Source organism: Novosphingobium sp. HNCC26BN242, from assembly GCF_057180525.1.
Window position 1 is genome coordinate 491,822 of sequence record NZ_JBXUGM010000002.1, and the last position, 25,935, is coordinate 517,756.

Below are 25,935 nucleotides of genomic sequence, written 5' to 3' on the forward strand. Positions count from 1 at the left end.
TGGATTAAGCAGCGCCGATGGTGAATTCAAGTGACGCGGACCCGTCATTTCGTCCCGGACCCAAGCATTTCCTTGCCCTGCTGACAGGAAACATTGCGCTGGCGCTGGGGCCATGGTTCGTGCGCGTGGCCGATAGTGGGCCGGTTTCGGCGGGGCTGTGGCGGCTGGCGCTGGCCTTGCCACTGCTGGCGCTATTCGCATGGCGGGCGCGCGAGCCGATGTGGGGCTTTGCGCGCAAGGACTGGTGGATCATCATTGCCGCAGGGGTCGTGTTCGCGCTGGATCTGGCCAGTTGGCACGTCGGGATCGAGATGACGAAGCTGGGCAATGCCACGCTGTTCGGCAATTCGGGCAGCGTGATTCTGATGATCTGGGGACTGGTCGCCATGCACCGCCGCCCGCACACGCGCGAGTTCGCGGCCGTGGCGATGGCGCTGGGCGGGGCAGGCCTGCTGCTGGGCCGATCTATGGAGATTGACGCACGGACCTTGGCCGGAGACCTGTTCTGCATCCTCGCGGGGCTGTTCTACGTCGTCTACATCCTGCTGGTGCAGGGCATCCGCGGGCGCTTCGGGTCGTGGAGCCTGCTGTTCTGGTCAAGCCTTGCGGGCGTGCCGGTGATGCTGGTGACGGCGCTGGCGCTGGGCGAGCCAGTCTGGCCCACCAACTGGTGGCCACAAATCGGTCTGATGTTCGCCAGCCAGATCGTGGGGCAGGGCCTGCTGGTCTATTCCCTCCGCCACTTCCCTCCGCTGGTGATCGGGCTCGTTCTGCTCACCCAGCCTGCAGTGTCGGTACTGGTCGGCTGGGTGGCTTTTGACGAGACGCTGGCCCTTCCAGACGCCATCGGCATGGCACTCGTGGGCGCGGCGCTGGTGCTGGCGAGGTTGGGTGAGGGCAAGACGGCCTGAGGTCAGCTACCGAACGGCTTTGCGCCCAGATCTCCCATGCCCACGGTGCCCCCGGCCATGCCCAGCATCCGGTCGAGGCTCTTCTTGGCGGCGAGGCGCAGGTCTTCGTCCATTTCGATGCGCGGCTGCAGGTCGCGCAGGGCGACGTAGAGCTTTTCCATCGTGTTGAGCGCCATGTAGGGGCAGATGTTGCAGTTGCAGTTGCCGTCCGCACCCGGCGCGCCGATGAAGGTCTTGTCGGGGATCGCCAGTTCCATCTGGTGGATGATGTGCGGCTCGGTCGCCACGATCAGCGTATCGCCGGTGAATGTCTTGGCAAATTGCAGGATGCCGCTGGTTGAGCCGACGTAATCGCAATGGTCGATGATGTGCGGCGGGCATTCGGGGTGACCGGCTACCGGCGCCCCGGGGTGTTGTGCCATCAGCTTTAGCAGTTCGGTTTCCGAGAATGCCTCATGCACGATGCAGACGCCCGGCCACAGCAGCATGTCACGCCCGAACTTGCGATTGAGATACCCGCCAAGGTGACGATCGGGGCCGAAGATGATCTTCTGTTCGGGCGGGATCTGCGCAAGGATCGTCTCGGCGCTCGATGATGTGACGATCACGTCCGACAGCGCCTTCACCTCGGTCGAACAGTTGATATAGGTCAGCGCGATGTGATCGGGGTGGGCTTCGCGGAAGGCGCGGAACTTGTCGGGCGGGCAGGAATCTTCAAGGCTGCACCCGGCTTCCAGATCGGGCAGGACCACGATCTTCTGCGGCGACAAGATCTTGGCAGTATCGGCCATGAACTTCACGCCGCAGAATGCGATCACCTCGGCATCGGTTGCCGCTGCCTTGCGCGAAAGCTCCAGACTGTCGCCCACAAAGTCGGCCAGATCCTGAATTTCCGGGCGCTGATAGTAATGCGCAAGGATCACCGCGTTGCGCTCCTTGCGCAAACGGTCGATCTCGGCGCGCAGGTCAAGGCCGGAAAGGTTGGTCGGCTGGGCAGTCATCGCAGGCATCCTCCCGTCCGGCGGATCGTGCCGGGGTGCTTGCGCGACTTAAGGGGCGCGGCCTGCTATCGCAATAGCCTGCGCCGCCGCCCGGCTCGTCATTGGTCGAAAGTCACCACAACTTTGGCCTTGCGATACCCTGCCACTTGCAGCGGAATCGCAACATTCTGGCTGATTGCGTCCTTTGCGGCTTGGCGCGCAAGGTTCATCAACACCGGATTGGCCGCCTGTTTCACCGCCTGCGTTTCGGCAAGGCGCGTATTGTCGCGCGTCAGTTTGTCTTGCGCGTCGCGCGTGATCCAGATGCCATCGCGCAGATATTGCGCTCGCGCCTCGTCAAGGTTGGGGCGGCTTACCGTTAACGGCGGCAGGCGCACACCCAGTGTCTGGGTCTCCACATTCCAAGACAGCCGGTCGCGGCCTACTTTGGCAAGGTCGACCGTATATTCCACACGCGCCGGGATTACGGCGACCTGCTTGGAATTGACCAGCCCGAACATTCGCGAATCGTTGCTGGAAACCACCGGCGCAAGCTCGGCGCTGAACACGGTCAGCTTGTTCTGCTTTTCAAACGCAACCAGGCTGGTGGCCAGCGGATCGCCGATATCTTCGGGCTGCCACCACTTCCACGCAAAGAACACAGCGGCCGCCAGCGCCACCAGAAACAGCGCCCATGGCAGCAGCGATACCCGCGCCAGCGAGGCTTCGCGCTTCACGATTGGGACAGGTGGAGGGGTTACTGGAGAATCATCCATTGTTCACCTTCAACGGCCACCCGGCCCTGCCGTTCCAGATCGATCAGATGGGCCAGAACCGAACGCCCCGCGGCACCGTGGAGGCGTTCATCGAGGCCCTTGTACATCGCACTTACGAACGCAGGGATGGCATGCGGCCCGTCTTCTTCCAGAAAGCGCACGATCTGGCGTTCGCGCTGCCGCCGGTGGCCCATCATCCCGCGCACAAGCTGGCGCGGGTTGTCGATCTGCGGGCCATGCGCTGGATAGAGCACCCGGTCTTCGCGGTCATAAAGCTTCTGCAGGCTCGCCATATAGGCCGCCATATCGCCATCGGGGGGTGACACAACCGAGGTGGACCAGCCCATCACGTGATCGCCTGTGAACAGTGCGCCGCTTTCGACCACCGAATAGCACAAGTGGTTGCTGGTGTGCCCGGGCGTTGCCACTGCTTCCAGTGTCCAGCCATCGCCCGAAATCCGCTCACCATCAGTCAGGACCCGGTCTGGCGCATAGTCGGCATCGAAAGCGGCATCGGCGCGCGGGCCATCGTCATCCAATACCAGCGCCGCACAGCCGATGATCGGCGCGCCAGTGGCGGCTTGCAACGGGCGCGTGGCGGGGCTGTGATCGCGGTGGGTGTGGGTGCAGACGATGGCGACGATTTTCGCATCGCCCACAGCGGCCAAAATCGCCTCGACATGACCTTCGCTTTCCATGCCGACAGCGTCGCCCGAACCATAAGGGCCAGGATCAATCACCGCCACTTCGGCCCCTGCGCCGACGATGTAAGTCTGCGTGCCGGTGAAGGTATAGGGCGATGGGTTGGGGGCCAGCACGCGCCGGACCAGCGGTTCCAGCACTTCGGCGCGGCCTGTGGGCCATTCGCTGCGATCGGGGATGGGGGGCATTTGGGCCATGGACCCGGTATGGGCATAGTCCCTGTGCCATGCAACCTTTGCAGAATGGTACTGGCTTGCACAACGGGGCTGCCCGTATCAGGATGCTGCCCATGGAAAGCGGAATGGACGTGCCCTTTGATCTTGTCGTGATCGGCGGCGGGGTGAATGGCGCGGCGATTGCGCGTGATGCTGTGGGCCGGGGCCTGTCGGTGCTGCTGCTGGAACGCGGCGATCTGGCGCAAGGCACGTCGTCTGCCTCCACCAAGTTGATCCACGGCGGTTTGCGGTATCTGGAACATCGCGAGTTTGCGCTGGTGGCCGAAGCCTTGCACGAACGCGAAGTGCTGTGGGCGCAGGCTCCGCACATCGTCTGGCCCATGCGCTTCGTGTTGCCGATTGTGCCCGAAGGCCGCCCCTGGTGGATGCTGCGCACCGGCTTGTGGCTCTATGACCGGATCGGCGGACGCAGGACTTTGCCACCCACTCGGCGCGTGCGGCTGGAAGGGCGCATGGGGCTGCAATCCGATATCCGGCGCGGCTATGAATATTCCGATTGCTGGGTCGATGATGCGCGGCTGGTCGTGCTGCTGGCGCGCGATGCGGCGGATCGCGGCGCGGAAGTGCGCACGCGCTGCCCCGTCACCGCGCTGCGCCGCGAAGGGCATCTGTGGCGGATTGACGCCGGCGGAGAGGTTTTCCACGCCGCGATGACGATCAATGCCGCGGGGCCGCAAGTGGGCCAGTTGCTCGATGCGGCCCATGCGCCACGGCCCGGCACGCTGCGCAAGGTGCGCGGCTCGCACATCGTCGTACCGCGCCTGCATGATGATCCGCGCGCGCTGTTCCTGCAATTGGCCGATGGCCGGGTGTGCTTTGCCATCCCCTGGCAACACGCCTTCACCCTGATCGGCACGACCGACAGCGAAGAGGGTGCCGATGCCGATCCACCGCAGGCCAGCGAGACAGAGATCACCTATCTGCTCGATGCCGCAAATCGCCATTTCCGCCGCCAAGTATCCCGCGCCGATGTCGTCTGGACTTATGCCGGGGTGCGTCTGCTGGCCGATGATGGCAGTGGCAAGCCGGAAGCGGCCACGCGCGGCTACCGGTTCGAGCTTGATCGCGGCCGTGATGGACACGGTGCGCCGCTGCTGTCGGTGCTGGGCGGCAAGATCACCACGCATCGCACACTGGCCGAAGCTGCGCTTGAACGCCTTGGCCTGATGGACAATGCTGGATGGACCGCCACAGCGCCGCTGCCCGGCGGCGATTTCAAGCCGGATGGGATGGACGAGGCCGATAACCTTGCCCCATTGGAACAGGAAATCCGCGCGCAGGCGCAGAACCTGTCACGCGCCACGATCCACCGCTTGGCCCGCGCCTATGGCACCGAAGCGCTGGGGTTTGTGCGCGGCGATATGGGGCGGGCCATCGGGCAAGGTTTTACCGAGGCAGAGCTTGACCACCTCGTCACCCGCGAATGGGCGCAGACCGCGCAAGACGTGCTGTGGCGGCGGTCAAAGCTGGGCCTGTGGTTCAGTGACGAGGAAGTGACGCTGCTGGAAAGCCTGCTTCCCGCTGCGTCATGACGTCAATCTGACCGTTCTGAATCAGGCAGTTGCCCGTTCAGGCCGCGCTGGGCGCATCGCCGACCGCGCGGATCAGCCGTTCGCGCAAGCGACGCACCGCGCTTTCGCCGGTCAGGTTCGTTGTGCGCCATGATGCCTCAAGCCGCTGAATGCGTTGATAAAGCCGCTCACTCTCATGGACCAGCGCCTGCACATCGGCCGGGAGGCTTTCCACCACGGCAAGCTCGCTCGCGGGGAAATTGGCAATCAGTCGCCCATGGCGGCGCAGCTGCAGTTCGGACAGCTCGCCAGCAAAATGCGCACGATGATTGAGCAGCCATGCAAGGCAGTGCATGACCCGCGTGGTCGTGCGCAACGCCTCACAGCTTACCTGTACCCGGCGCAGATCTTCGTCATCCTCGCCACCGTTTGCCGCAGTTTCCACGCGCAGCCGCTCAAACCGCTGACGCACCGCTTCGGCAAGACCGAGCGCTTCGGCATAGAGCGCTTCGACAATGCGCGGGTTGAGGCTGGGCAAGAGGGCCATGCAAATCGCATAGGCCCGCTGTTGCGGTTTGGCCAACCGGCCAGCGGCCCGCAGACTGTCCCATTTCCTGAACGTTTCTTAACGGGACAGATGCCTGTCTGGCATGGTCAGCGTCATGGTGTTGATATCAGGCAATAATATCCGGGATCAGATAGTCCTCGATCATAGCGATCTGATCCTTGAGCAACAATTTGCGTTTCTTGAGCCGGGCAATTTGCAACTGGTCGCGCGTTCCGGCAGCGGTCAGCGCGTCAATCGCAGCATCAAGATCGCGATGCTCGATGGTCAACGCGGCAAGCCGTTTGCGCATTTCCTCTTCGGTCACGTTCCGCCCAACTCCCTCACACGCAATCAACGCCACATTCTACTAACGCCACATTCTGGGTCCGGCCTACGAATGTCTTGCCAGCGACCTACGGATCAACCCGTAAACCGACACAATCCAGCGCGGCTGCACTTGCAAGATACGAGTAATGTGGGAGCATGACAACGCGTTGACGGCGCGAGTCGGAATCATGACGAAACCGAACCCTGCTGTGCAGCGCAAGCCTGCGGCAAATCTCCCTTCTGGGATGGCTTGGTGCAGGCAGCTGAAGGGGGCTTTCCCCAAAGGAGGAAAACGCATGGAATCAACGCATATCAGCGCTCTCCAGAACAAGCATGCCGGTCTTGAAAGACAGATTCAGGCAGAGATGTCCCGGCCCCTCCCCGATGACAGGCTGGTTGCCCAGCTCAAGCGAAAAAAGCTGAAGATCAAGGAAGAGATCAACGGTCTCCACTGATCGCCCCGCATTGTGTTTCGCTTAGGGAGCCGCCCTGCTGGGCGGCTCTTTTGCATTCTAACTTTCGGAACAAAAACATTTCGTCATTCCCACTCATACCAATTCATCACCAATCGCAACCGCATCGGATTTCACGCAACATTCCCAAAACATCTGCGGTAGGGTAGTTCTATGCCCATGCTCAGCGCCGTTACCGCCGCCCGCCTGATTTTAACCTCCCTGCACGAGGTCATGGCCTCCCGCGCCGGTGCGCAGGCCAAGCTCAACCAGATCGTCGAAGTGATCGGCAACAACCTCGATTCCGAGGTCTGCTCGATCTACCTGCTGCGCGAAGGCATGCTCGAGCTGTTTGCCACACGCGGCCTCAATCAGGCGGCCGTCCACGTCACGCGGCTGGCCGTGGGTGAGGGTCTGGTCGGCACGATTGCGGGCAATGTCGAAACGCTGAACCTTGCCGAAGCTGCCGCCCATCCGGACTTCGCGTTCCGCCCCGAAACCGGCGAGGAAAAGTTCCACTCCTTTGCCGGGGTGCCCATCGTGCGGCGCGAACGCGCGGTGGGTGTTGTGGCGGTGCAGCATGTTGAGCCGCGCCGCTATGAAGAGGTTGAGATCGAGGCGCTGCAGACCGTGGCGATGGTCCTGTCCGAACTGATCGCCAATGCCGAACTGATCGATGATGAAGAAGTGCTGGGCGTGCCTGCACACCTGACCGGGCCGGACCGCATCACCGGCCTCACGCTGGTCAAGGGCCTCGCCAGCGGCGTTGCCGTGTTCCACCAGCCCCGCGTCACCATCGAACACATCGTTGCCGAAGACACTGAGGCCGAGCGTCAGCGCGTTTATCTGGCGTTCGACAAGATGCGCGAACAGATTGATCGCATGGCGAGTCAGGCCGAATTCGGCATGGGGGGAGAGCATGAGGAGGTGCTCGAAACCTATCGCATGTTCGCCTATGACGAAGGCTGGTCGCGCCGGATCAACGAGGCGATCGATTCCGGGCTGACCGCCGAAGCCGCGATTGAGCGCGTGCAGCAGCGCACCCGCATGCGCATGCGCCAGATCGACGATCCGCTGCTGGCAGACCGGATGCACGATCTTGAGGATCTGTCCAACCGCCTGCTGCGCATCGTCTCGGGCCAGTTGGGCACCGCGGCCACGATGGGCCTGAAAGGCGATGCCATTCTGATCGCCCGCAATCTGGGGCCTGCGGAACTGCTGGAATATGACCGGCGGCGGTTGAAAGGCGTGATCCTCGAAGAAGGCTCACTCACTGCGCACGTGGTGATCGTGGCGCGTGCCATGGGCATTCCGGTGGTTGGCCGCATGCGTGCGCTGCGCGGCAAAGTGCGCGAAGGCGATCACCTGCTGCTCGATGGCGATCAGGGCGTGGTCGATGTCCGCGCGGCACCTTCGTTGATCGAGGCGTTCGAGGCGCGCTTTGCCAAGAATCGTGAAAAGCAGGCGCATTATGCCACCATGCGCGAAGTGGAGCCGTTCACACGCGATGGCACCCGCGTCACGGTCCTGATGAACGCGGGCCTGCGCGATGATACGCCGATGCTGGGGCTAACCGGCGCGGACGGGATCGGCCTGTTCCGCACCGAATTCCAGTTCCTCGTCTCGGCCACGCTCCCCTCGCGCGAACGGCAGACGCGGCTCTATCGTGATGTGCTCGAAGCCGCCGGAGACAAGCCGGTCGTGTTCCGCACCGTGGACATCGGCGGGGACAAGGTCCTGCCCTATCTGCGCCACAACGAAGGCGAGGCCGAAGAAAACCCCGCCATGGGCTGGCGCGCACTGCGCGTTGCGCTCGAACGCGATGGCCTGTTGAAGGTGCAGGCCCGCGCTCTGCTTGAAGCTGCCGGGGGCCGCACGCTCAACGTCATGTTCCCGATGGTGACCGAACCGTGGGAATTCGATGCGGCCAAGGCGGTGTTCGATGGCCAGCTCACCTTCCTGCGCCAGCGCAAGAAGCTGCTGCCCGAAGCCATCCGCTATGGCGCAATGCTCGAAGTCCCGGCGCTGGCCGAATGGCTCGATGTGCTGGCCCCGCGCCTGTCGTTCCTGTCGATCGGCACGAATGATCTCACGCAGTTCCTGTTTGCTGCCGATCGCGCCAACCCCAAACTGGCTGAACGCTACGATTGGCTTTCGCCTGCGATTCTGCGCTTTTTGCGCCGGGTGGTTACCAGCGTTGCGCCTTTTGGCACCGATGTCACCGTGTGCGGCGAAATGGGTGGCCGCCGGTTGGAAGCGCTGGCGCTGCTCGGCCTTGGCATCACCCGCCTGTCGATCACGCCCGCCGCTGTCGGCCCGGTCAAGGAACTGGTGCGCAAAATCGATATTGCCGAAATCCGCGCCGCGATGGACCGCTGGCTGGCCGAACCGCCGCGCGACATGCGTGCTACGCTTGCCGATTGGGCGCAGGAGCGCGGAATCGAGTGTGACTGACGCCGAGACCGGAGCAATTCATCGCGGATTTCCGCCATTCTTCCGCGAACGACGTTGACTTTTGTTGCTTTGCAGCGAACGCTTCACAAACGGTTGCCAAATACTAAGACCAAATACGAAGCAAAAATACGGGAGTCGCGTTTTGACCGAAGCCGGCGGGTCGCAGGCCATTACCAACGAATCTGACGCTCCCATTCCTGCAGGCGAGCCGCGCCGGCTTTCCGTGGGACAAACCTTGCGCGCCGCGCGTGAAGCGGCAGGCCTTGATATCAAGCAGCTGTCGCTGCGCACCCGCGTGACATCGCGCCATCTTGAGGCGTTGGAAAGCGGCGATTATGCGGCTCTCCCGGGGCGACCTTATGCGCTCGGTTTTTCCAAGAGCTATGCGCGCGCAGTTGGCCTTGATGACAAGATCATCGCCGATGCCATCCGCGCAGAGCTTGATACTCAGGCCCCACCGCCCCCGCCGCGTGTTATCAACCAGTTCGAAGTGGGCGATCCGGCCAAGACGCCCTCTCGCCTGACGACCTGGCTTGCTTTGGGGCTGACGGTTGCCATCGCGCTGGCCGGTCTTGTCTTCTGGCGCAGTTACTATCTGCCATCGGCAGATTTGCCCTCGCTCGTCGGCGCAGAAGCGGAAGCTCCCGTCACGGCATCGTCAGGTCAGGTTGCAGTGGTGCCGCTGCCCAGTGCAGCTCCCTCAGGTCCGGTCGTTTTCACGGCAACCGAAAACGAGATCTGGGTCAAGTTCTATGACGGTCAGGGCCAGCAGATCCTGCAAAAGCAGCTTGCGATGGGTGAAAGCTTTACGGTGCCCGAAACGGCGCAAAACCCGCAATTGTGGACCGGCCGGCCCGATGCCTTGACCATCACTATCGGCGGCCAACCTGTGCCGCGTATCGCCGAGCGCGAAGGTATCGTAAAGAATGTGCCGGTAAGTGCTGCTGCGCTTCTGGCCCGTGGCACCCCGCAATCGGCCACACAGCCGGCGGATGCGAACGTGCAGAATAGCAGCCAGACGCCGACAACCCGTTCCGTACTGCGGCCAACTGGTTCACGTCGCCCAGCTGCAGCTCGGCAAGCGCAGGCACCCAACGCCGAAGGCGTGCCTTCATCAGTTCCGGCAGCAGCCCCGGCAACTGCTGCGGAAACGCCACCTGCATCCACCGGATTGCGCTGACGCGTCTCGACTTGAACGCCGCTCTGGGGCATTTACGCTGTTAGGCTAAACCTTCAGGTTTACGTTTGCGCCCCCGGATCAGGCGCATGCGATCAACGGGAATGAAGATGACTGTGAAATTCCGCAATACTTATCCGCTTGCCGTGCTGATGCTCGGGCTTGCCGCGCCGATCGCTGCGCCGGTTCACGCGCAATCCACTGCGCAGGCCGATTCCGAAGCGCGCCTGCGCCGGATTGAGGCTGAAGTCCGCGCGATCCAGCGCAAGGTCTTCCCCGAAGGTGCGGGCAAAACGTTCGTCCCTGAAATTACGCCAGGCAAAGTAGCGCCCACTGCCACAGGGACCCCTGCTGCTTCGGCGGTATCCGATATTCTGGCGCGGATCGATGCGATGGAAGCGCAGATGGCGCGCCTGACTGCACAAGTTGAGGAAGGCCAGAACCGTTCGGCCAAACTGGAGGAGCGTCTGGCCCGGCTTGAAGCTGCGGCGGCCCCACCGCCCGAGGTGACGCCAACCCCCACTCCCACGTCAACGCCCGTACCAGCATCGCCTCCGCCGGCAACGACATCTGCACCAAAGCCCGCAACGCCTGCCGTGGCAAAACCTGTTGCAAAGCCAGCCACGCCCGCTGCTACGCGCGTTGCGGCGGTTCAGGCCATTGAAAAGCCTGCAACGGGCGATGCCGGGCAAGATGAATACATGTATGGTTTTCGTCTGTGGGAGGCCAAATTCTATCCCGAAGCGCAGCAGCAGTTGCAGATTTTCGTGGATCGCTATCCCAAGCACAAGATGATCAGCCACGGTCGCAATCTGCTGGGCCGCGCATGGCTTGACGATGGCAAGCCCGGAACCGCAGCACAGTTCTTCCTGCAGAACTATCTGGCCGACAAGAAAGGCGCTCGCGCGCCAGACAGTCTGCTCTATCTTGGCAATGCCATGGTGAAGCTCAAGGACAACGAGAAGGCCTGCGGGGCTTTTGCCGAAATGGCGGCGACTTATCCGAATGAAATCATCGGCCGGTTGAAGACCCAATATGACGCGGCACGCGCGTCTGTTAAGTGCAAGTAATGGTGCCGGGAATAGCCTGACCGCTCCCGTGGCGCGCTTTGTCGCGTCGTGGCGGGCGGTCGCTCCACACGGCACGGTCGGCGTTGCTGTTTCTGGCGGGCCAGACAGCCTGGCCCTGCTTCTGCTGCTTCACGAAGTTGCGCCGCGCAACTTTTGTGCAGCCACCGTAGACCATGGCTTGCGCCCGGAAGCCGCAGACGAGGCGGCGATGGTTGCGGCGCTCTGCGCAAGGCTCAATATCGCGCACACCACCTTGGCGCTGTCACTCGCCAAAGGAAGCGCCGTGCAAGAGCGCGCCCGTGCCGCCCGTTATGCCGCGCTTGGCCAATGGTGTGCCGAGCAAGGGTTGTCCGCATTGGTTACTGCGCATCATGCCGATGATCAGGCGGAGACCATGGTGATGCGCCTCAATCGCAGCGCTGGCCTGCGTGGCCTTGCTGCCATGCGACCGCGCGCGGTGGTGCCCGGCACGGCAGGCTTGCCGCTGCTGCGGCCCTTGTTGGGCTGGCGCAGGGCGGAACTCGCGCAGGTGGTGCAGGCGGCCGACATCAGCGCAGTCAACGATCCTTCTAACCGTGATCCCGCTTACGAACGGGTCCGCGTGCGTGACGCCATGACCGCAAGCGAAGCCTTTGATACACTGGGATTTGCCGCCAGCGCACAGCATTTGGCACAGGCCGATCAGGCGCTCGATTGGGTAGTGGACCAGCTGTGGATGGATGTGAAAAGGCATGAAGCCGGTTTCACGTGGAACCCGCCTTCCGATCTGCCAGTGGTCCTTGGCATGCGCATTCTGGAACGGATCGTGGCAGAGCACCAAAGCACGAATGCGCGCGGGCCTGCTCTTTCACGCTGGTTGGAGACTCTGCGGGCAGGCGGCGTTGCCACACTAGGTCAGGTGAAGGGCGATGCCCGCCGCGGGTCATGGCGCTTCACCCGGGTGGCAGGGCGAAGGCACTAAGTCTGCCCCATGGTGATTCTTTAGCCAAACACCAAGATTGAGCGTTTCGGGCATCGCCCGCACTTGTTCATTACTCGCCGACCTGTGCCAGCAGTGCCTGCGCGCGGCTGAGGTAGGGGCGATCAAGCATGCCGCCCTTCCAGCCAATCGCGCCGACGCCGGGATTGGCTGCGAACACGGCGACGATCTCGCGCGCTTCGGCGAGTTCTGCTTCGCTGGGCGTGAACGCCGCGTTGATCACATCGACCTGCGCGGGATGGATGGCGAGCATACCGCAGAAGCCATCGCGGCGCACCTTTTCGGCGCGCAGACGCAATGCCTCAAGGTCACGGAAATCGCTTTGGATCGTATCAATGGCTGCAACGCCCGCCGTGGCTGCACCCAGCACCGTAAGGCTGCGGGCGAGTTCAAAGGTGAAGCCATAGCTGCCATCGGGGTTGCGGTTGCTGCTGGCCCCGATGGAATCGGCCAGATCTTCGGCCCCCCACGTCAGTGCGATCACGCGCGGTGCGCCCTTGTAGGTGCCGGTGTGGAACATGCCCTCGGCGGTTTCAGTGACCAGCACGATGACCGGGGTCGATCCGCGTTCAATGCCGTGCATGGCTTCGAACGCGGCAAGATACTTGTCGAGCAGTTCGACATCGGCGCGGCTGTAGACCTTGGGCAGCATGATGCCGCCGGGGTTGGCCGGCATGATCGCAACGAGATCGTCAAGCGTGTGCGGCCCATCGAGCGGGTTTACCCGCACCCAGATACGCGCGCGATCAGCCACGTTGGCAGCCAGAAAATCGCGCACCATCGCGCGGGCAACCGGCTTCGTCTCGGTCGCCACCGCGTCTTCCAGATCGAGCAAGACGACATCGGCAGGCCCAGCCAAAGCCTTGCCCATCTTCTTCTCGCTGTCGCCCGGCGCAAACAGCCATGAACGCATTTTCATCGGGATCATTCTGGCACCCTCAATACAGCTTGGGAAGGCCGAGCACTTTGTCGGCAATGAAGTTCAGGATCATCTGTGGGCCAATCGATGCGGTGCGCGGAAACAGGCTTTTGCGCAAGTGGCGTTCCACATGATATTCCTGCGCGCGGCCCATGCCACTGGTCGAGAGCATCGCCGAGTGGACCGCTCCTAACGCGAACTAGAGTGCTGCTGCTTGGCGCGTATTATGCCAGCATCTTTGTGGCAGTGAGGTTCCCTGTGTCTGACCACATCTATCCGCTGCAGGACTTGAGCGGCGACCAGAGAGGGCTTTAAGGTCATCCCACCACAGTGCAGGTCGCTCAAAAAGCCTGAACGCGCTATATTGCGCTTTAACCGGGCAGTCTTACATTGACTCGGGATAACGCCTGCTTTGGCGAATGCGGAAAGACTCCCGATGAACGACGATCAGCCTCCGGCCAATCCCTGGATCAAGAGCCTTCTGGTGTGGGGCGGCATTTTCCTCGCCCTTCTGCTGGTGGTTTCGATGTTCGGATCGCGCGCAGATCCAAGCGCCACTTCGATCCCCTATTCGGCGTTCCGCGGCCAAGTGGCTGAAGGTGTCGTCCGTTCAGTAGAAATCGCGCCAGACCGCATCATCGGCACGCTCAAGAATGGTGGCCAGTTCACCACCATTCCGGTGCCCGGCGATTCGGACCTGCCCAAGCTGCTGCAGGAAAACGGTGTGCAATATGCGGGCAAGGCGGCTGAACAGCCCAACATGCTGATGTGGATCATCGCCAATTCGCTGCCGTTCCTGCTGATCCTGGGCGTTGCGTTCTTCGCGCTGCGTCAGGTCCAGAAGGGTGGCGGATCGGGCGCGATGGGCTTTGGCAAATCAAAGGCCAAGCTCCTGACCGAACGGTCGGGCAAGGTCACGTTCAATGACGTTGCCGGTATTGATGAGGCCCGTGAAGAGCTTGAGGAAATCGTCGAATTTCTGCGCGATCCGTCACGCTTTTCCAAGCTTGGCGGACAGATCCCCAAAGGCGCGCTGCTGGTCGGCAGCCCCGGCACCGGCAAGACGCTGCTGGCCCGCGCGATTGCCGGTGAAGCTGGCGTGCCGTTCTTCACCATTTCCGGTTCAGACTTCGTCGAAATGTTCGTCGGCGTCGGCGCAAGCCGTGTGCGTGACATGTTCGAACAGGCCAAGAAGAATGCACCGTGCATCGTCTTTATCGACGAAATCGACGCGGTCGGCCGCCATCGCGGAAACGGCATGGGCAATTCGAATGATGAGCGCGAACAGACACTGAACCAGCTGCTGGTCGAGATGGACGGTTTTGAGGCCAACGAAGGCATCATCATCATCGCGGCCACCAACCGCCCTGATGTGCTTGATCCCGCACTGCTGCGTCCGGGCCGGTTTGACCGTCAGGTCGTGGTGCCGATCCCTGATATCGAAGGCCGCGAAAAGATTCTTGCCGTGCATATGAAGAAGGTGCCGCTGGCGCCAGACGTGAACTCGCGCACCATCGCGCGCGGCACGCCCGGGTTCTCGGGCGCCGATCTTGCCAACCTGGTGAATGAAGCTGCCCTACTGGCCGCGCGCCGCAACAAGCGCCTTGTCGCCATGCAGGAATTTGAAGACGCCAAGGACAAGGTCATGATGGGCGCGGAACGCCGCTCGATGGTCATGACCGACGATGAAAAGAAGATGACCGCCTATCACGAAGCGGGCCATGCCATCGCCTCGGTGTTCGAACCGGCGTCTGACCCGATTCACAAGGCCACGATCATCCCGCGCGGCCGCGCGTTGGGTATGGTCATGCGTCTGCCAGAGCGGGACAGCTATTCCTACCATCGTGACAAGATGCACGCGAACCTGTCGGTGGCCATGGGTGGCCGCGTGGCTGAAGAGATCATCTTCGGGCATGATAAGGTCTCTTCCGGCGCATCGTCAGACATCCAGTACGCTACCTCGCTGGCGCGCTCGATGGTCACCAAGTGGGGCATGTCCGAAAAGCTGGGGCCGCTGCAGTATGAAGACCAGCAGGAAGGCTATCTCGGCATGGGCGGTTCGGCCCGCCTGTTCTCGTCGGACGAAACCAACAAGCTGATCGACAGCGAAATCCGCAGCCTTGTCGATGGCGCCCATGCCCGCGCTACCGACATTCTGAAGGGCAACGAAGACAAGCTTCATCTGCTTGCTCAGGCACTTCTGGAATATGAGACGCTGACCGGCGACGAGATCAAGGAACTGCTCGACAGCGGCAAGATTGATCGTCCGCAAAACCCGAGCGGCTCTTCGCGACCGGTGGCAGCGCAAGGCTCTGCCGTGCCGCGTTCGGGCAAGAAGTTCGGCGGAACGGCCAGCCCGCAACCGGCCTAATCGCGGTTGAATTGAAACGGAAAGGGCGGGGGTAAACTCCCGCCCTTTTTGTGCGCGCGTTTTGAAGCCCACCCGCACACCAAAAACCGCTCGTCCTGAGCCTGTCGAAGGACGCCCAACCGCGCCGCCGACCGCCCTCATTCAGAGCAATTTCACTGAACATTAACCTTGTCCGTGCAGTCCGGTGATGAAGCGGCTACAGGGCAGGGCGTGTTTACACCGCGTGATCAGATGATGGCGTTTGCAGGCGCTGGTGGTGGGAGCGGGTTTGGCCTTCGCTCCACGCCGCCTGCTGCGCCCGAATCCGATGCCATCCTGAACAGCACCAAGATGCACCTAGGCGCACCTAAGCGCGCTTTGGCTGCCGCAATCGAGCGCTGGTTTGCCGCAAACGACCCCGCCATCGACCTTGCCGAAGAGATCGGCAGCGCGCGCTGGTTTCTTGGCTTTGGCACGATGCTCACGCTGGGGGCCGCCGCTGTCCTGATGTGGCCCAGCTTCGCCCCGCTCCAGGCCGCACCGCTTGCCGCGCTTGACGAATCATCCATTGATGAATTCCGCGTGCAGGGAATCCGCCCGTTGAGCTTCGGCGCTGACAGCGGCCGCCATATGACCGCCACCGCCGCGGTTACCCCGCTCGCCGCCGCGCCCGAGCGGCCGAGCATCGATCTGACCGCAACGCTGGGGGCGGGTGACAGCTTTCCGCGCATGTTGCAGCGGGCGGGCCTTGCCAGCAGCGATATCGTGCAAGTGCTTGATCTGGTAGGCGGAAAAATCACGCCCGGCACGATCCCGCCCGGCACCCGCTTTGCCATCCGCCTTGGCGCGCGCACATCGCCATCGCAGCCCCGTCCGCTGGAGGACCTCTCGTTCCGCCCCCGCTTCGATCTGGCGCTTCACGTGAAACGCAGTGGCGGCGGGCTGGCATTGGCTGCCAATGCCATCGCGGTCGATACCGCGCCGATGCGCATTCGCGGAATCGTGGGCGGGAGCCTTTACCGCTCGGCCCGCGCCGCAGGTGCCCCGCCATCGGCCGTGCAGGACTATCTGCGCACTATCGACGAACACTTGGCCTTCGAGGAAATCGCGCCAGGCGATGAATTCGACCTCGTCTTTGCCAACCGCCGCGCCGCCAGTGGGGAGCAGCAGGCGGGCGATCTGATCTATGCAGGCGTTGTCCGCGCCAACAAGCCGGTGCTGCAATTGCTGCGCTGGGGCAAGGACGGCGCGTTCTATTCGCCGCAGGGCATGGCCGAGGGTTCACAAGAATCCACCGGCTTCCTTGGCTCCCCCGTCAACGGACGCATCACTTCCTACTACGGCGCGCGCCGCCATCCGATCCTTGGCTATGTGCGGATGCACGCCGGGGTAGACTTTGGCGCAGGCTGGGGCGCGCCGATCTATGCCGCCACCGATGGCCGCGTGAACTTTGCCGGCTGGCACGGCGGGCACGGCAATTACGTTCGGATTGATCACGGCGGGGGCATCGGCACTGGCTATGCGCATATGAGCCGCGTGGCGGTGGCGCCGGGCATGTCTGTGCGGCGCGGGCAAGTGATCGGCTATGTCGGCTCCACCGGCCTGTCCACCGGCCCGCACCTGCATTACGAGATGTACCGCAATGGGCAGACGGTGAACCCGCTGTCGATGACATCTGTCGTCCAGCGCGCCACGGTCGACCCTGCACAACTGGCGGCGTTCAGGGCCAAGCTGGCGCAAGTGACCGCGATCAGGGCCAACACGTCTCGTTGATTGCAGGAGCCGCGCGCAATCGCTAGGCCTTGGATCCATGACCAGCTATCCCCTGACTCGCCTGCGCCGCACCCGTGCCACTGCATGGAGCCGCGCCCTGCACCGCGAAGTGCTTGTGACGCCTGCCGATCTGATCTGGCCGCTGTTCGTGACCGAAGGGCAGGGCGTGGAAGATCCGATTCTGTCGCTCCCCGGTGTTTCGCGCTGGTCGGTGGACGGGATCGTGGCGCGCGCCAAGGAAGCAGTCTCGCTTGGCATTCCTTGCCTTGCGCTGTTTCCGAACACGCAGCCCGACCGCCGCAGCGAAAACGGCGAAGAGGCGCTGAACCCCGACAACCTGATGTGCCGCGCCATCCGCGCGATCAAGGATGCCTGTGGCGATGATATCGGCGTACTGACCGATGTCGCGCTCGATCCCTATACCAGCCACGGGCAAGACGGGCTGATCGACGGGAACGGCTATGTCCTCAACGATGCAACAGTAGACGTACTGGTGGGGCAAAGCTTGAATCAGGCCGCAGCAGGCGCAGACGTGATCGCGCCGTCCGACATGATGGATGGCCGCATCGGTGCGATCCGCGAGGCGCTGGAAGAGGCGGGCCACGCCAACGTCCAGATCATGTCCTATGCCGCCAAATACGCCTCGGCCTTCTATGGCCCGTTCCGCGATGCCGTGGGTTCGAGCGGTCTGCTGAAAGGCAACAAGAAGACCTACCAGATGGACCCGGGCAATGCCGAAGAGGCGCTGCGCGAGGTGGAAATGGATCTGGCTGAGGGCGCGGACAGTGTGATGGTCAAGCCCGGCTTGCCCTATCTCGATATCGCGGTGCGCGTGAAGCAGGCGTTTGGCGTGCCCGTCTTCGCCTATCAGGTCAGCGGCGAATACGCGATGATCGAAGCGGCTGTGGCGGCGGGTGCGGCTGATCGCGATGCAATGGTGCTGGAAACGCTGCTGGCGTTCAAACGCGCGGGCTGTTCGGGCGTGCTGACCTATCATGCGGCCCATGCGGCGCGGCTGATGGGCAAGTAAATGACCTACCCCGATGTTTCGATCATCACGCTGAACGGCAAGACCCCGCGCATTCACGAGAGCGCCTTCATTGCGCCAGGGTGCCGGATCATCGGCGATGTCGAGATCGGTCCCGACGTGTCCATCTGGTACAATTGCGTGTTGCGTGGCGATGTGAACCGCATACGCATCGGCGCGCGCACCAATGTACAGGACGGCAGCGTGATCCATGTTGACAGCGCATGGCCTGAAAAGCCCGACGGCTTCCCCACCATCATCGGCGAGGATGTGCTGATCGGCCATCTGGCGATGGTGCATGGCTGCGTGATCCATGATCGCGGCTTCGTGGGGCTGGGAGCCATCGTGATGAGCGGGGCCGTGATAGAAAGCGACGGCATGTTGGCGGCTGGCGCGATGCTGACCGGCGGCAAGCGCGTGCTTTCTCGCCAGCTATGGAGCGGCAGACCTGCATCCTACATGCGCGATCTGAACGACGCGGCGATTGCTGATATGCAACGCGGCGTGCAGCATTACGTCCGCAATGGGCAGGCGCACAAGGCCGCGGTTCTTGGCACGCCCGAAGGCTGATCTGCCCGCAGCGGCTGATCTCCAAGCACTGGCTGATGCTGCGGGACGGCTGGCCGTGCGCGTGACGCCCGGCGCGCGGAGCGAAGGTGTGGAGATCGTGAACGGCAAGGTGCTGGTGAAAGTCCGCACCAAGCCTGAAGATGGCAAAGCCAGCGCGGCGGTGCTGGCATTGCTTGCGCAGGCGCTGGGCGTTGCACCATCGCAAGTGGAAATGTTGCGCGGCGCAACTTCGCGCGAAAAGCTGTTCAGGATTCCGCGAGGGTAGCTTCGGGCGGTAGCTTCAGGGCAACGGCGACCATCAGCGCACAATAAGCTGCGGCCAGCCACAGACACCCGGTGGGCAGGCGGTCCTGCAGGAAAGCGCCCAACACCGCGCCTGTCAGCAATCCGCCCCACAGGCTGGCCCAGGCTTGCCACCCGCTGTTGGGCTTGCCCGCCAGAGCATTGGCGATGCCTTGTCCCAGTTTAACCAGCGCTCCGGTCATGTAAGTCAGGCCCACGGTCACTTCGCCGCCGCGCTGGAAGGTGTTGTTGAGCGCGCCCATCGCCACGACCAGCCCGCCGAGCATCAGGGCTGGCAGGCCGATCATGCGCCCGATCGCCGCAATCAGCAGCATTAGCGCGACCAGCGAGAGCACAACGGGTTTGCGCTGTGGCCCTGCCCGGTGCGAAAGCAGCGCGCCGCCTGTCACCCCGCCCAGAAACCCGGCAATCAGCAGCGCGGGCATGGCCGCATGCACAGGATCGGTGCCGAGCGAAACGCCAAGCCGCGTGGAATTGCCCGACATGAACGACACGAAATAGCCGTCTGCCGACAGAAACCCGACCGCATCGATGAACCCCGCCATGGCGGCAAGCGCGATGGCAAAGCGGCGGCGCGGGCGGTCATATTCGATCATGGGATCAAGCTTAGCCTACACTCCCCTTGCAACAAACCCGTCCCCGTTCGTGTCGAGCCCCTCGACGAGCTCGGGATAAACTTCGTGCTTTGGCACGAAGTCGAGACACCCGGCGCTGACATGACGGACGGGGGCGGTTTGAAAAACAGGTAAGCGAGAAGATCAGTCCCGCGCCATACTCATGGCAATGCGCGCCAGCACGTCGGTCAAGGCATCAGCAATTTCGCGGTCTTCCCCACCGGCGTCAGCGATGGCGCGGGTCATGCAATCGGCCCATTGCTGGGCGGTCTTGCGGGTGATGGGAAAGGGTTTGTGCATCGACATCATGCACTTGCCGGGGTTGGCCTGCGCCCAATCGCGCGGACCGCCGCACCATCCCGCCAGAAAGGCTGGAAGCGATTCGCGCATTGGCGAAAGGTCAGCCGCGTGCATGGCGCGCAGGGCCTTGTAAGCGGGGTCCGTGTCCATGAGATTATAGAACCGTTCGGCAATTCGGCGCATGGCCGAGCTGCCGCCGATCCGTTCATAAGGGGTGGCTGCAAGAGGCGCGGCGGCTTCGACTTGGGTGGACACAGGGCAGCTCCAGCTGGGGATCGGGAGCCTCAGGTGTGCCGGGCGGAGCGCCTACCAACATTGACCGTGATCAACCCCGCTCAGGCAAAGCCATCACCGCAAGGCCCGCTGCCATCCCACCAAGCGCAGCCCCGATGGCAAGATGGGTCGCCACCGCATCCCATTGCCGATGGCGCATCCATTCACCGCCCGTACGCAGCGAAACCCACGCAAGTTTACCCAGCACCACAGCAGGTGCGGCCAGCAGCAGACTTGGCACGTCGTTCTCTCCCCGTTGTTTTGCAGATAACGGGGATGGCTGGGCTGGGTTCCTGTCGAGGCGGATGTCCAAGCAAAACCCCGCTCATCCTGAGCCTGTCGAAGGATGCGAATCCCGGCGCAAACATCCTTCGCCCTTCGACAAGCTCAGGATCTCAGGATGAGCGGGGGTTGAGGAGCGTTGTCTCAATCGGCAATCAGCGCCTTCAATGTATCGAGCCGGTCGGCCTCGTGCGCGGGTTTGTCGGCACGGATGCGGCTGATGCGAGGGAAGCGCATGGCGACGCCCGATTTGTGGCGTTTGCTGGTGTGGACTGAATCGAATGCGACTTCGAAGACCAGCGATTTGTCGGTCTCGCGCACAGGGCCGAATTTGCCCACGGTGTGCTGGCGAACGTGACGGTCGAGGAATTTCAGTTCCTCGTCGGTGAAGCCGAAATAGGCCTTGCCCACAGGCAGCAGTTCAGCCCCCGCATCGGGATCACCATTCCAGCAGCCAAAGGTGAAATCGGAATAGAACGACGAGCGTTTTCCGCTGCCGCGCTGGGCATACATCAACACGCAATCGATCAGCAGCGGATCGCGCTTCCATTTGTACCACAAACCCGTGCGGCGGCCAGCGACATAGGGGGAATCGCGGCGTTTGAGCATGACGCCCTCGATGGCCTCATCCCGCGCACGACTGCGGATTTCGGCCAGATCGTCAAAGTCCTTGGCCGGGATGACCTGCGATATGTCGAAGCGGGTGGCGTCAAGTCGCGGGACGAGCGCTTCCAAGCGGGCGCGGCGCTGCTCCCACGCCCACTCGCGCAAGTCTTCCTTGTCCTCGATCAGCAGATCGTAAAGGCGGACGAAGGCTGGAGATTCGGCCAGCATCGCCTTGGACACGGTCTTGCGGCCAAGACGTTGCTGCAGCGCGTTGAAACTGGCTGCGCCGCCGGTCTCGCCGCCTTGATGTGCGCCGCGCACCAGCAGTTCGCCGTCCAGAACGCAGGGCGTGGTGAGTGCGGTGGTGACTTCGGGGAAAGTGGCGGAGATATCGTCACCGCTGCGCGAATAGACGCGGGTTTCGCCCGCTACATGGACAATCTGCACGCGGATGCCGTCCCATTTCCACTCGGCGGCATATTCGGAAAGATTGAGGCTTTCGGCTTCGAGCGGGTGGGCGAGCATGAAGGGGCGGAACAGGGGGAGCAGATCGGTGCGCGGCGGGGGTGCGCCGTTCGCAGCCCAATCGAACAGCGGGGTGTAGGGTGCGGTCTGGCTGTGCCAGTATTCCTCCACGTCCTCGACACTGACGGTGAAAGCCTGCGCGAAGGCGACTTTGGCGAGGCGCGCGGAGATGCCGATGCGCATCGCGCCGGTCGCAAGCTTCAGAAGTGCATAGCGACCATTGACGTCAAGACGGTCAAGCAATTCGGCCAGAATGACCGGCGCGGTGGTGCGGGTGGTGGCGTGGAGCGTGGCGACGACTTCGGCGACGGTTGGGGCGGGGAGGCGCTGGCCAAGCGGTTCGGGCCAGAGCAGGCTGGCGGTTTCCGCCGTATCGCCCACGTAGTCGCGGCTCAATGTCCACAGCACCGGGTCTACCCGCTCGGCCATCAGGCTGCGGATCAGGCTGGCCTTTACAGCGGGGAAGTCCAGCCCATCGGTGAGTGCGGCCAGAGCCCAGCCCCGGTCCGGGTCAGGCGTGTCGTGCAAGTAATCGGCCAGCAGCGCCAACTTGGCATTGCGTGAAGGCGTGAGGACGAGCGCGTCGAGCAGGGCGGCGAAACGGTTCATGGCGCGGCCCTTGTGCAGCATGCTTCGACAAGCTCAGCATGAGCGGAACTTTTGGTCTTGAATAAGACCCGCTCGGCCTGAGCTTGTCGAAGGCCCTTAGCGCGACCCATCAATCATCCTCATCCTCATATCCCACCAGCGCCAGTGCGCGAGCCTTGCGCTGCGTGAGTTCGCACCAGCGCAGCAGCGCTTCCTCGCGGCCGTGGGTGACCCATGTTTCGGTGGGGTTCACTTGAGTGATGGTCTGGGTCAATTCGTCCCAGTCAGCATGGTCCGAGATGATCAGCGGCAATTCCACGCCGCGCTGCCGGGCGCGCTGGCGCACGCGCATCCAGCCAGATGCCATCGCGGTGACCGGTTCGGGCAGGCGGCGGCTCCAGCGGTCGTTGAGCGCAGAAGGTGGGCAGATGATGATGGCATTGGCCAATGCGGCCTTGGGCACGCCAGCCGCGGGTTGCAGATCGCCCAGATCGACGCCGTGGTCTTCATAGAGGCGGCACATGCGCTCCATCGCGCCGTGGAGCCAGATGGTGTCGCGGTATCCGGCGGCGCGCAATTCGGCGATTACCCGCTGGGCTTTGCCGAGGGCATAAGCGCCGACGAGGACGCAGCGGCCCTGCTCGTTCTCGCGCGCTGCGAGGAGCTTGGCCATTTCATCGGCAATCGGCGGGTGGCGGAAGACGGGCAGGCCGAAGGTCGCCTCGGTCACGAACACATCGCACGGTGTCACCTGAAACGGTGGGCAGGTGGGATCGGCGCGGCGCTTGTAGTCTCCCGTCACGATCACCCGCTCGCCCGCGTGTTCGAGCAGGATCTGGGCTGAGCCGAGGACGTGGCCTGCGGGAACGTATGTCGCCTTAACGCCGCCTTTCAGCGTCACCGTCTCGCCATAAGGCACGGCCTGCGCGCCCGCTTCCTGCACGCCATAGCGCAGCGCCATGATCGCCAGCGTTTCGGGCGTGGCGACGGTCAGGCCGTGGCCGCCGCGCGCATGATCGGCGTGACCGTGGGTGACCAGCGCCGTGTCCACCGCACGCGCCGGATCGATCCAGGCGTCAGCGGGAGCGACATAGAGCCCGTAAGGTTCGGGTTTGAGCCAGGTGAAGGGTGGGGCCATCGGTGTGACAATGGCCGGATGCCGCGCGCGGTTCCAGTGTCCTTGGTGACGTGAAGTTGCGCCGCGCAACTTTGGCGCAAGAAAAAGGCCTGCCCTTGCGGGCAGGCCTTGATCTTTGGCAGTGGGCCGAAGCTTATTCGGCGTCGTCGGTGTTCGGCTCTTCCGTTGCGGCAGAACCGGCCTTGCCCTTTTTCGCCTTCTTCTTGACCAGCCTCGGCGCGGCCGGGGTCAGTTCGAAGGACAGTGCGTCTTCCTTCAGGCTGACGTGGACTTCACCGCCGTTGGCGAGCTTTCCGAACAGCAGTTCTTCGGCCAGCGGTTTCTTGACCTTCTCCTGAATCAGGCGGGCCATCGGGCGGGCGCCGTAGAGCTTGTCATAGCCCTTCTTGGCCAGCCAGCTGCGTGCGTCGGCGTCGAACTGGATGTGGACGTTCTGATCGGCCAGCTGGAGTTCGAGCTGCAGGATGAACTTGTCGACCACGCGGCTGACAACTTCGGTTGGCAAATAGCTGAACGGCACGATAGCATCGAGACGGTTGCGGAATTCAGGGGTGAACATCTTCTTCACCGCTTCATCGCCCGCGTCGGCCTTCGACACGTCGCCAAAGCCGATGCCCTGACGCGCCATGTCCGATGCGCCCGCATTTGTGGTCATGATCAGCACCACGTTGCGGAAATCGACGGTCTTGCCGTGGTGATCGGTCAACCGGCCATTGTCCATCACCTGCAGCAGGATGTTGAACAGATCGGGGTGGGCCTTCTCGATTTCGTCGAGCAGCAGCACGCAATGCGGCTGCTGGTCGATGGCATCGGTAAGCAGACCGCCCTGATCGAATCCGACATAGCCCGGAGGCGCACCGATCAGGCGCGAAACCGAATGCCGCTCCATGTATTCGGACATGTCAAAGCGCTGCAGCGGGATGCCCATGATCTGGGCAAGGCTGCGGGCAACTTCGGTCTTGCCGACGCCGGTCGGACCACTGAACAGGAACGAGCCGATGGGCTTGTCCGCATCGCGCAGGCCTGCACGGCTGAGCTTCATGGCCGAAGACAGCACTTCGATGGCGCGATCCTGACCGAACACCAGACGCTTCAGATCACGGTCGAGATGTTCGAGCACCTTCTTGTCGTCGCTCGACACCGATTTGGGCGGGATGCGCGCCATCGTGGCGATGACCTGCTCGATCTCGCGCGCGGTGATCGTCTTCTTGCGCTTCGAAGGCGGCACCAGCATCTGCATCGCGCCCACTTCGTCGATCACGTCGATCGCCTTGTCGGGCAGCTTGCGGTCATTGATGTAGCGCGCCGATAGTTCGACCGCGGTCTTGATCGCGTCGGGCGTGTACTTGACCTTGTGATGATCTTCGAATGCGGTGCGCAGGCCCCGCAGGATCTTGATCGTATCCTCAATGGTCGGCTCGTTCACATCGATCTTCTGGAACCGGCGCAGCAGGGCGCGGTCCTTTTCGAAGTGGTTGCGGAACTCCTTGTAGGTGGTCGACCCGATGCAACGGATCGTCCCGCCCGAAAGCGCGGGCTTCAGGAGGTTTGACGCATCCATCGCGCCGCCGCTGGTGGCACCAGCGCCGATCACGGTGTGAATTTCATCGATGAACAGCACGGCGTGCGGCATTTTTTCCAGCTCGGAAACCACCTGCTTCAACCGCTCTTCAAAGTCACCGCGATAGCGCGTTCCGGCCAGCAGGCTGCCCATGTCGAGCGAGTAGATCACCGCCTCGGTCAGCACTTCTGGCACGTCGCCTTCGACGATCTTGCGCGCCAGACCTTCGGCGATGGCAGTCTTGCCCACGCCCGGATCGCCCACATAGAGCGGGTTGTTCTTGCTGCGGCGGCAAAGGATCTGGATCGTGCGGTCCACTTCGGGACCACGCCCGATCAGCGGATCGATCTTGCCGGTCAGCGCCTTCTCGTTGAGATTGACGGTGAACTGGTCGAGCGCGGTTTCCTTTTTCTGGCCCTTGGAATCGGCCTTTTCTTCCTGCTGCTTGGGAGCGTCGTCTTCCGCTCCCTTGGGATTGCGACCTTCGACCTGACGGCCGCCCTTGCCGATGCCGTGGCTGATGAAGCTTACGGCGTCGAGGCGGCTCATGTCCTGCTGCTGCAGGAAATAGACGGCGTAGCTATCGCGTTCGGAAAACAGCGCGACCAGCACGTTGGCGCCCGTCACGGTGTCCTTGCCCGAGGACTGCACGTGAAGGATGGCGCGCTGGATCACCCGCTGGAACCCAGCGGTGGGCTGGGGATCGGCCTTTTCCTGCGTTTTGAGCGACTGGTATTCCTGATCGAGGTACTGACGCACCACGTCACCCAGATCGCCAAGGTCAACGCCGCAGGCCTGCATGACTTGCGCTGCGTCCGCATCGTCGATCAGGGCAAGCAGGAGATGCTCAAGCGTCGCATACTCGTGGCTGCGCTCGGACGCATTGGCGAGCGCGGTGTGCAGCGTCTTTTCGAGGCTCTGGGCGAAACTTGGCATGGTGCGGCTACTTTCTGGCTGGCGCCGATGGGTTCCTTGATAGGAAGA

25 protein-coding genes are annotated in these 25,935 nt (G+C 62.9%); 12 read left to right on the forward strand and 13 right to left on the reverse strand.

What is annotated here, in order from left to right; genetic code table 11:
• The first annotated feature begins 17 nt into the window (after positions 1 to 17).
• Complete coding sequence (locus AC2A1F_RS09965) at positions 18 to 911, forward strand: DMT family transporter (protein WP_484208604.1); 894 nt, start codon at positions 18 to 20, stop codon at positions 909 to 911.
• Positions 912 to 913: 2 nt separating this feature from the next.
• Here the strand turns inward: AC2A1F_RS09965 and nadA are convergent, their stop codons facing one another.
• From nadA to AC2A1F_RS09980, 3 genes are all read right to left on the reverse strand, one after another.
• Entirely contained in the window at positions 914 to 1,912 is a 999-nt protein-coding gene (nadA, locus tag AC2A1F_RS09970; RefSeq protein WP_484208605.1) for a quinolinate synthase NadA, read from the reverse strand.
• Positions 1,913 to 2,010: 98 nt separating this feature from the next.
• Entirely contained in the window at positions 2,011 to 2,628 is a 618-nt protein-coding gene (locus AC2A1F_RS09975; protein WP_484208606.1) for a DUF4230 domain-containing protein, read from the reverse strand.
• Between the two features lie 20 nt (positions 2,629 to 2,648).
• Positions 2,649 to 3,566, reverse strand: a complete 918-nt coding sequence (locus AC2A1F_RS09980) for an MBL fold metallo-hydrolase (RefSeq protein ID WP_484208607.1) — start codon at positions 3,564 to 3,566, stop codon at positions 2,649 to 2,651.
• Positions 3,567 to 3,658: 92 nt separating this feature from the next.
• On the opposite strand from AC2A1F_RS09980, the gene AC2A1F_RS09985 reads away from it, so the two are divergent.
• The gene (locus tag AC2A1F_RS09985; protein ID WP_484208608.1) at positions 3,659 to 5,137 is read left to right on the forward strand and encodes a glycerol-3-phosphate dehydrogenase; all 1,479 of its coding nucleotides are present in this window, start codon (positions 3,659 to 3,661) and stop codon (positions 5,135 to 5,137) included.
• 37 nt (positions 5,138 to 5,174) lie between these two features.
• Here the strand turns inward: AC2A1F_RS09985 and AC2A1F_RS09990 are convergent, their stop codons facing one another.
• Both AC2A1F_RS09990 and AC2A1F_RS09995 read right to left on the reverse strand, forming a co-directional pair.
• Positions 5,175 to 5,663 carry a DUF1465 family protein gene (locus tag AC2A1F_RS09990; RefSeq protein ID WP_484208609.1) on the reverse strand — a complete coding sequence of 163 codons (489 nt, stop codon included), beginning with the start codon at positions 5,661 to 5,663 and terminating at the stop codon, positions 5,175 to 5,177.
• A gap of 127 nt (positions 5,664 to 5,790) precedes the next feature.
• Positions 5,791 to 5,988: a YdcH family protein gene (locus AC2A1F_RS09995; RefSeq protein ID WP_292629634.1), complete on the reverse strand. Its 198-nt coding sequence runs from the start codon at positions 5,986 to 5,988 to the stop codon at positions 5,791 to 5,793.
• A 298-nt stretch (positions 5,989 to 6,286) separates the two neighbouring features.
• On the opposite strand from AC2A1F_RS09995, the gene AC2A1F_RS10000 reads away from it, so the two are divergent.
• The 5 genes from AC2A1F_RS10000 to tilS all read left to right on the forward strand — a co-directional run bounded on the left by AC2A1F_RS10000 (position 6,287) and on the right by tilS (position 12,104).
• Complete coding sequence (locus tag AC2A1F_RS10000) at positions 6,287 to 6,445, forward strand: YdcH family protein (protein ID WP_292629761.1); 159 nt, start codon at positions 6,287 to 6,289, stop codon at positions 6,443 to 6,445.
• A gap of 171 nt (positions 6,446 to 6,616) precedes the next feature.
• Positions 6,617 to 8,896: a phosphoenolpyruvate--protein phosphotransferase gene (gene ptsP, locus AC2A1F_RS10005; protein ID WP_484208610.1), complete on the forward strand. Its 2,280-nt coding sequence runs from the start codon at positions 6,617 to 6,619 to the stop codon at positions 8,894 to 8,896.
• 142 nt (positions 8,897 to 9,038) lie between these two features.
• Positions 9,039 to 10,076 (forward strand): helix-turn-helix domain-containing protein, encoded by a 1,038-nt coding sequence (locus tag AC2A1F_RS10010; protein WP_484208611.1) that lies wholly within the window; start codon positions 9,039 to 9,041, stop codon positions 10,074 to 10,076.
• A gap of 101 nt (positions 10,077 to 10,177) precedes the next feature.
• Complete coding sequence (locus AC2A1F_RS10015) at positions 10,178 to 11,143, forward strand: tetratricopeptide repeat protein (protein WP_484208612.1); 966 nt, start codon at positions 10,178 to 10,180, stop codon at positions 11,141 to 11,143.
• 28 nt (positions 11,144 to 11,171) lie between these two features.
• Complete coding sequence (gene tilS / locus AC2A1F_RS10020) at positions 11,172 to 12,104, forward strand: tRNA lysidine(34) synthetase TilS (protein ID WP_484208613.1); 933 nt, start codon at positions 11,172 to 11,174, stop codon at positions 12,102 to 12,104.
• Positions 12,105 to 12,174: 70 nt separating this feature from the next.
• Here the strand turns inward: tilS and AC2A1F_RS10025 are convergent, their stop codons facing one another.
• Together AC2A1F_RS10025 and AC2A1F_RS10030 are read right to left on the reverse strand one after the other, a co-directional pair.
• On the reverse strand, positions 12,175 to 13,050 hold the full coding sequence (locus AC2A1F_RS10025; RefSeq protein WP_484208614.1) for an HpcH/HpaI aldolase/citrate lyase family protein: 876 nt from the start codon (positions 13,048 to 13,050) through the stop codon (positions 12,175 to 12,177).
• A 10-nt stretch (positions 13,051 to 13,060) separates the two neighbouring features.
• Complete coding sequence (locus tag AC2A1F_RS10030; protein ID WP_484208615.1) at positions 13,061 to 13,213, reverse strand: hypothetical protein; 153 nt, start codon at positions 13,211 to 13,213, stop codon at positions 13,061 to 13,063.
• Positions 13,214 to 13,477: 264 nt separating this feature from the next.
• Here AC2A1F_RS10030 and ftsH point away from each other — a divergent pair, with 264 nt between their 5' ends.
• The 5 genes from ftsH (at position 13,478) to AC2A1F_RS10055 (ending at position 19,026) form a co-directional block, all read left to right on the forward strand.
• Positions 13,478 to 15,412, forward strand: coding sequence for an ATP-dependent zinc metalloprotease FtsH (ftsH, locus tag AC2A1F_RS10035; RefSeq protein ID WP_484208616.1), 1,935 nt, complete (start codon positions 13,478 to 13,480; stop codon positions 15,410 to 15,412).
• A gap of 174 nt (positions 15,413 to 15,586) precedes the next feature.
• Positions 15,587 to 17,164, forward strand: coding sequence for a peptidoglycan DD-metalloendopeptidase family protein (locus tag AC2A1F_RS10040; protein ID WP_484208617.1), 1,578 nt, complete (start codon positions 15,587 to 15,589; stop codon positions 17,162 to 17,164).
• Between the two features lie 37 nt (positions 17,165 to 17,201).
• Positions 17,202 to 18,194, forward strand: a complete 993-nt coding sequence (gene hemB / locus AC2A1F_RS10045) for a porphobilinogen synthase (RefSeq protein WP_484208618.1) — start codon at positions 17,202 to 17,204, stop codon at positions 18,192 to 18,194.
• The gene (locus tag AC2A1F_RS10050) at positions 18,195 to 18,761 is read left to right on the forward strand and encodes a gamma carbonic anhydrase family protein (protein ID WP_484208619.1); all 567 of its coding nucleotides are present in this window, start codon (positions 18,195 to 18,197) and stop codon (positions 18,759 to 18,761) included. It begins immediately after the preceding gene.
• Positions 18,742 to 19,026 carry a DUF167 domain-containing protein gene (locus AC2A1F_RS10055; RefSeq protein WP_484208620.1) on the forward strand — a complete coding sequence of 95 codons (285 nt, stop codon included), beginning with the start codon at positions 18,742 to 18,744 and terminating at the stop codon, positions 19,024 to 19,026. Before AC2A1F_RS10050 ends, AC2A1F_RS10055 begins: the two co-directional genes overlap by 20 nt.
• On the opposite strand, the gene AC2A1F_RS10060 is transcribed toward AC2A1F_RS10055, so the two are convergent.
• The 6 genes from AC2A1F_RS10060 to clpA form a co-directional block, all read right to left on the reverse strand.
• A complete protein-coding gene (locus AC2A1F_RS10060) occupies positions 19,007 to 19,660 on the reverse strand; it encodes a YoaK family protein (protein WP_484208621.1) in 654 nt (217 codons plus the stop codon). The two genes, AC2A1F_RS10055 and AC2A1F_RS10060, sit on opposite strands and share 20 nt — an antisense overlap.
• Positions 19,661 to 19,822: 162 nt before the next feature.
• Positions 19,823 to 20,233 carry a group II truncated hemoglobin gene (locus tag AC2A1F_RS10065; protein WP_484208622.1) on the reverse strand — a complete coding sequence of 137 codons (411 nt, stop codon included), beginning with the start codon at positions 20,231 to 20,233 and terminating at the stop codon, positions 19,823 to 19,825.
• Positions 20,234 to 20,303: 70 nt separating this feature from the next.
• Positions 20,304 to 20,492: a hypothetical protein gene (locus AC2A1F_RS10070; RefSeq protein ID WP_298282072.1), complete on the reverse strand. Its 189-nt coding sequence runs from the start codon at positions 20,490 to 20,492 to the stop codon at positions 20,304 to 20,306.
• Between the two features lie 185 nt (positions 20,493 to 20,677).
• A complete protein-coding gene (locus AC2A1F_RS10075; RefSeq protein ID WP_484208623.1) occupies positions 20,678 to 22,273 on the reverse strand; it encodes a cisplatin damage response ATP-dependent DNA ligase in 1,596 nt (531 codons plus the stop codon).
• A gap of 109 nt (positions 22,274 to 22,382) precedes the next feature.
• Positions 22,383 to 23,390 carry a ligase-associated DNA damage response exonuclease gene (locus AC2A1F_RS10080; protein ID WP_484208624.1) on the reverse strand — a complete coding sequence of 336 codons (1,008 nt, stop codon included), beginning with the start codon at positions 23,388 to 23,390 and terminating at the stop codon, positions 22,383 to 22,385.
• Positions 23,391 to 23,523: 133 nt separating this feature from the next.
• On the reverse strand, positions 23,524 to 25,887 hold the full coding sequence (clpA, locus tag AC2A1F_RS10085; RefSeq protein WP_484208625.1) for an ATP-dependent Clp protease ATP-binding subunit ClpA: 2,364 nt from the start codon (positions 25,885 to 25,887) through the stop codon (positions 23,524 to 23,526).
• Positions 25,888 to 25,935 lie beyond the last annotated feature (48 nt).

Coding starts and splice junctions, on each gene's coding strand:
- AC2A1F_RS10025 (WP_484208614.1), bottom strand. CDS start 13,050: ATGATCCCGATGAAAATGCGTTCATGGCTGTTTGCGCCGGGCGACAGC.
- ptsP (WP_484208610.1), top strand. CDS start 6,617: ATGCCCATGCTCAGCGCCGTTACCGCCGCCCGCCTGATTTTAACCTCC.
- AC2A1F_RS10030 (WP_484208615.1), bottom strand. CDS start 13,213: ATGCTCTCGACCAGTGGCATGGGCCGCGCGCAGGAATATCATGTGGAA.
- AC2A1F_RS09985 (WP_484208608.1), top strand. CDS start 3,659: ATGGAAAGCGGAATGGACGTGCCCTTTGATCTTGTCGTGATCGGCGGC.
- ftsH (WP_484208616.1), top strand. CDS start 13,478: ATGAACGACGATCAGCCTCCGGCCAATCCCTGGATCAAGAGCCTTCTG.
- AC2A1F_RS10050 (WP_484208619.1), top strand. CDS start 18,195: ATGACCTACCCCGATGTTTCGATCATCACGCTGAACGGCAAGACCCCG.
- AC2A1F_RS09965 (WP_484208604.1), top strand. CDS start 18: ATGGTGAATTCAAGTGACGCGGACCCGTCATTTCGTCCCGGACCCAAG.
- AC2A1F_RS09990 (WP_484208609.1), bottom strand. CDS start 5,663: ATGGCCCTCTTGCCCAGCCTCAACCCGCGCATTGTCGAAGCGCTCTAT.
- AC2A1F_RS10075 (WP_484208623.1), bottom strand. CDS start 22,273: ATGAACCGTTTCGCCGCCCTGCTCGACGCGCTCGTCCTCACGCCTTCA.
- clpA (WP_484208625.1), bottom strand. CDS start 25,887: ATGCCAAGTTTCGCCCAGAGCCTCGAAAAGACGCTGCACACCGCGCTC.
- AC2A1F_RS10000 (WP_292629761.1), top strand. CDS start 6,287: ATGGAATCAACGCATATCAGCGCTCTCCAGAACAAGCATGCCGGTCTT.
- AC2A1F_RS10060 (WP_484208621.1), bottom strand. CDS start 19,660: ATGATCGAATATGACCGCCCGCGCCGCCGCTTTGCCATCGCGCTTGCC.
- AC2A1F_RS09980 (WP_484208607.1), bottom strand. CDS start 3,566: ATGGCCCAAATGCCCCCCATCCCCGATCGCAGCGAATGGCCCACAGGC.
- AC2A1F_RS10080 (WP_484208624.1), bottom strand. CDS start 23,390: ATGGCCCCACCCTTCACCTGGCTCAAACCCGAACCTTACGGGCTCTAT.
- hemB (WP_484208618.1), top strand. CDS start 17,202: ATGACCAGCTATCCCCTGACTCGCCTGCGCCGCACCCGTGCCACTGCA.
- AC2A1F_RS10015 (WP_484208612.1), top strand. CDS start 10,178: ATGAAGATGACTGTGAAATTCCGCAATACTTATCCGCTTGCCGTGCTG.
- nadA (WP_484208605.1), bottom strand. CDS start 1,912: ATGACTGCCCAGCCGACCAACCTTTCCGGCCTTGACCTGCGCGCCGAG.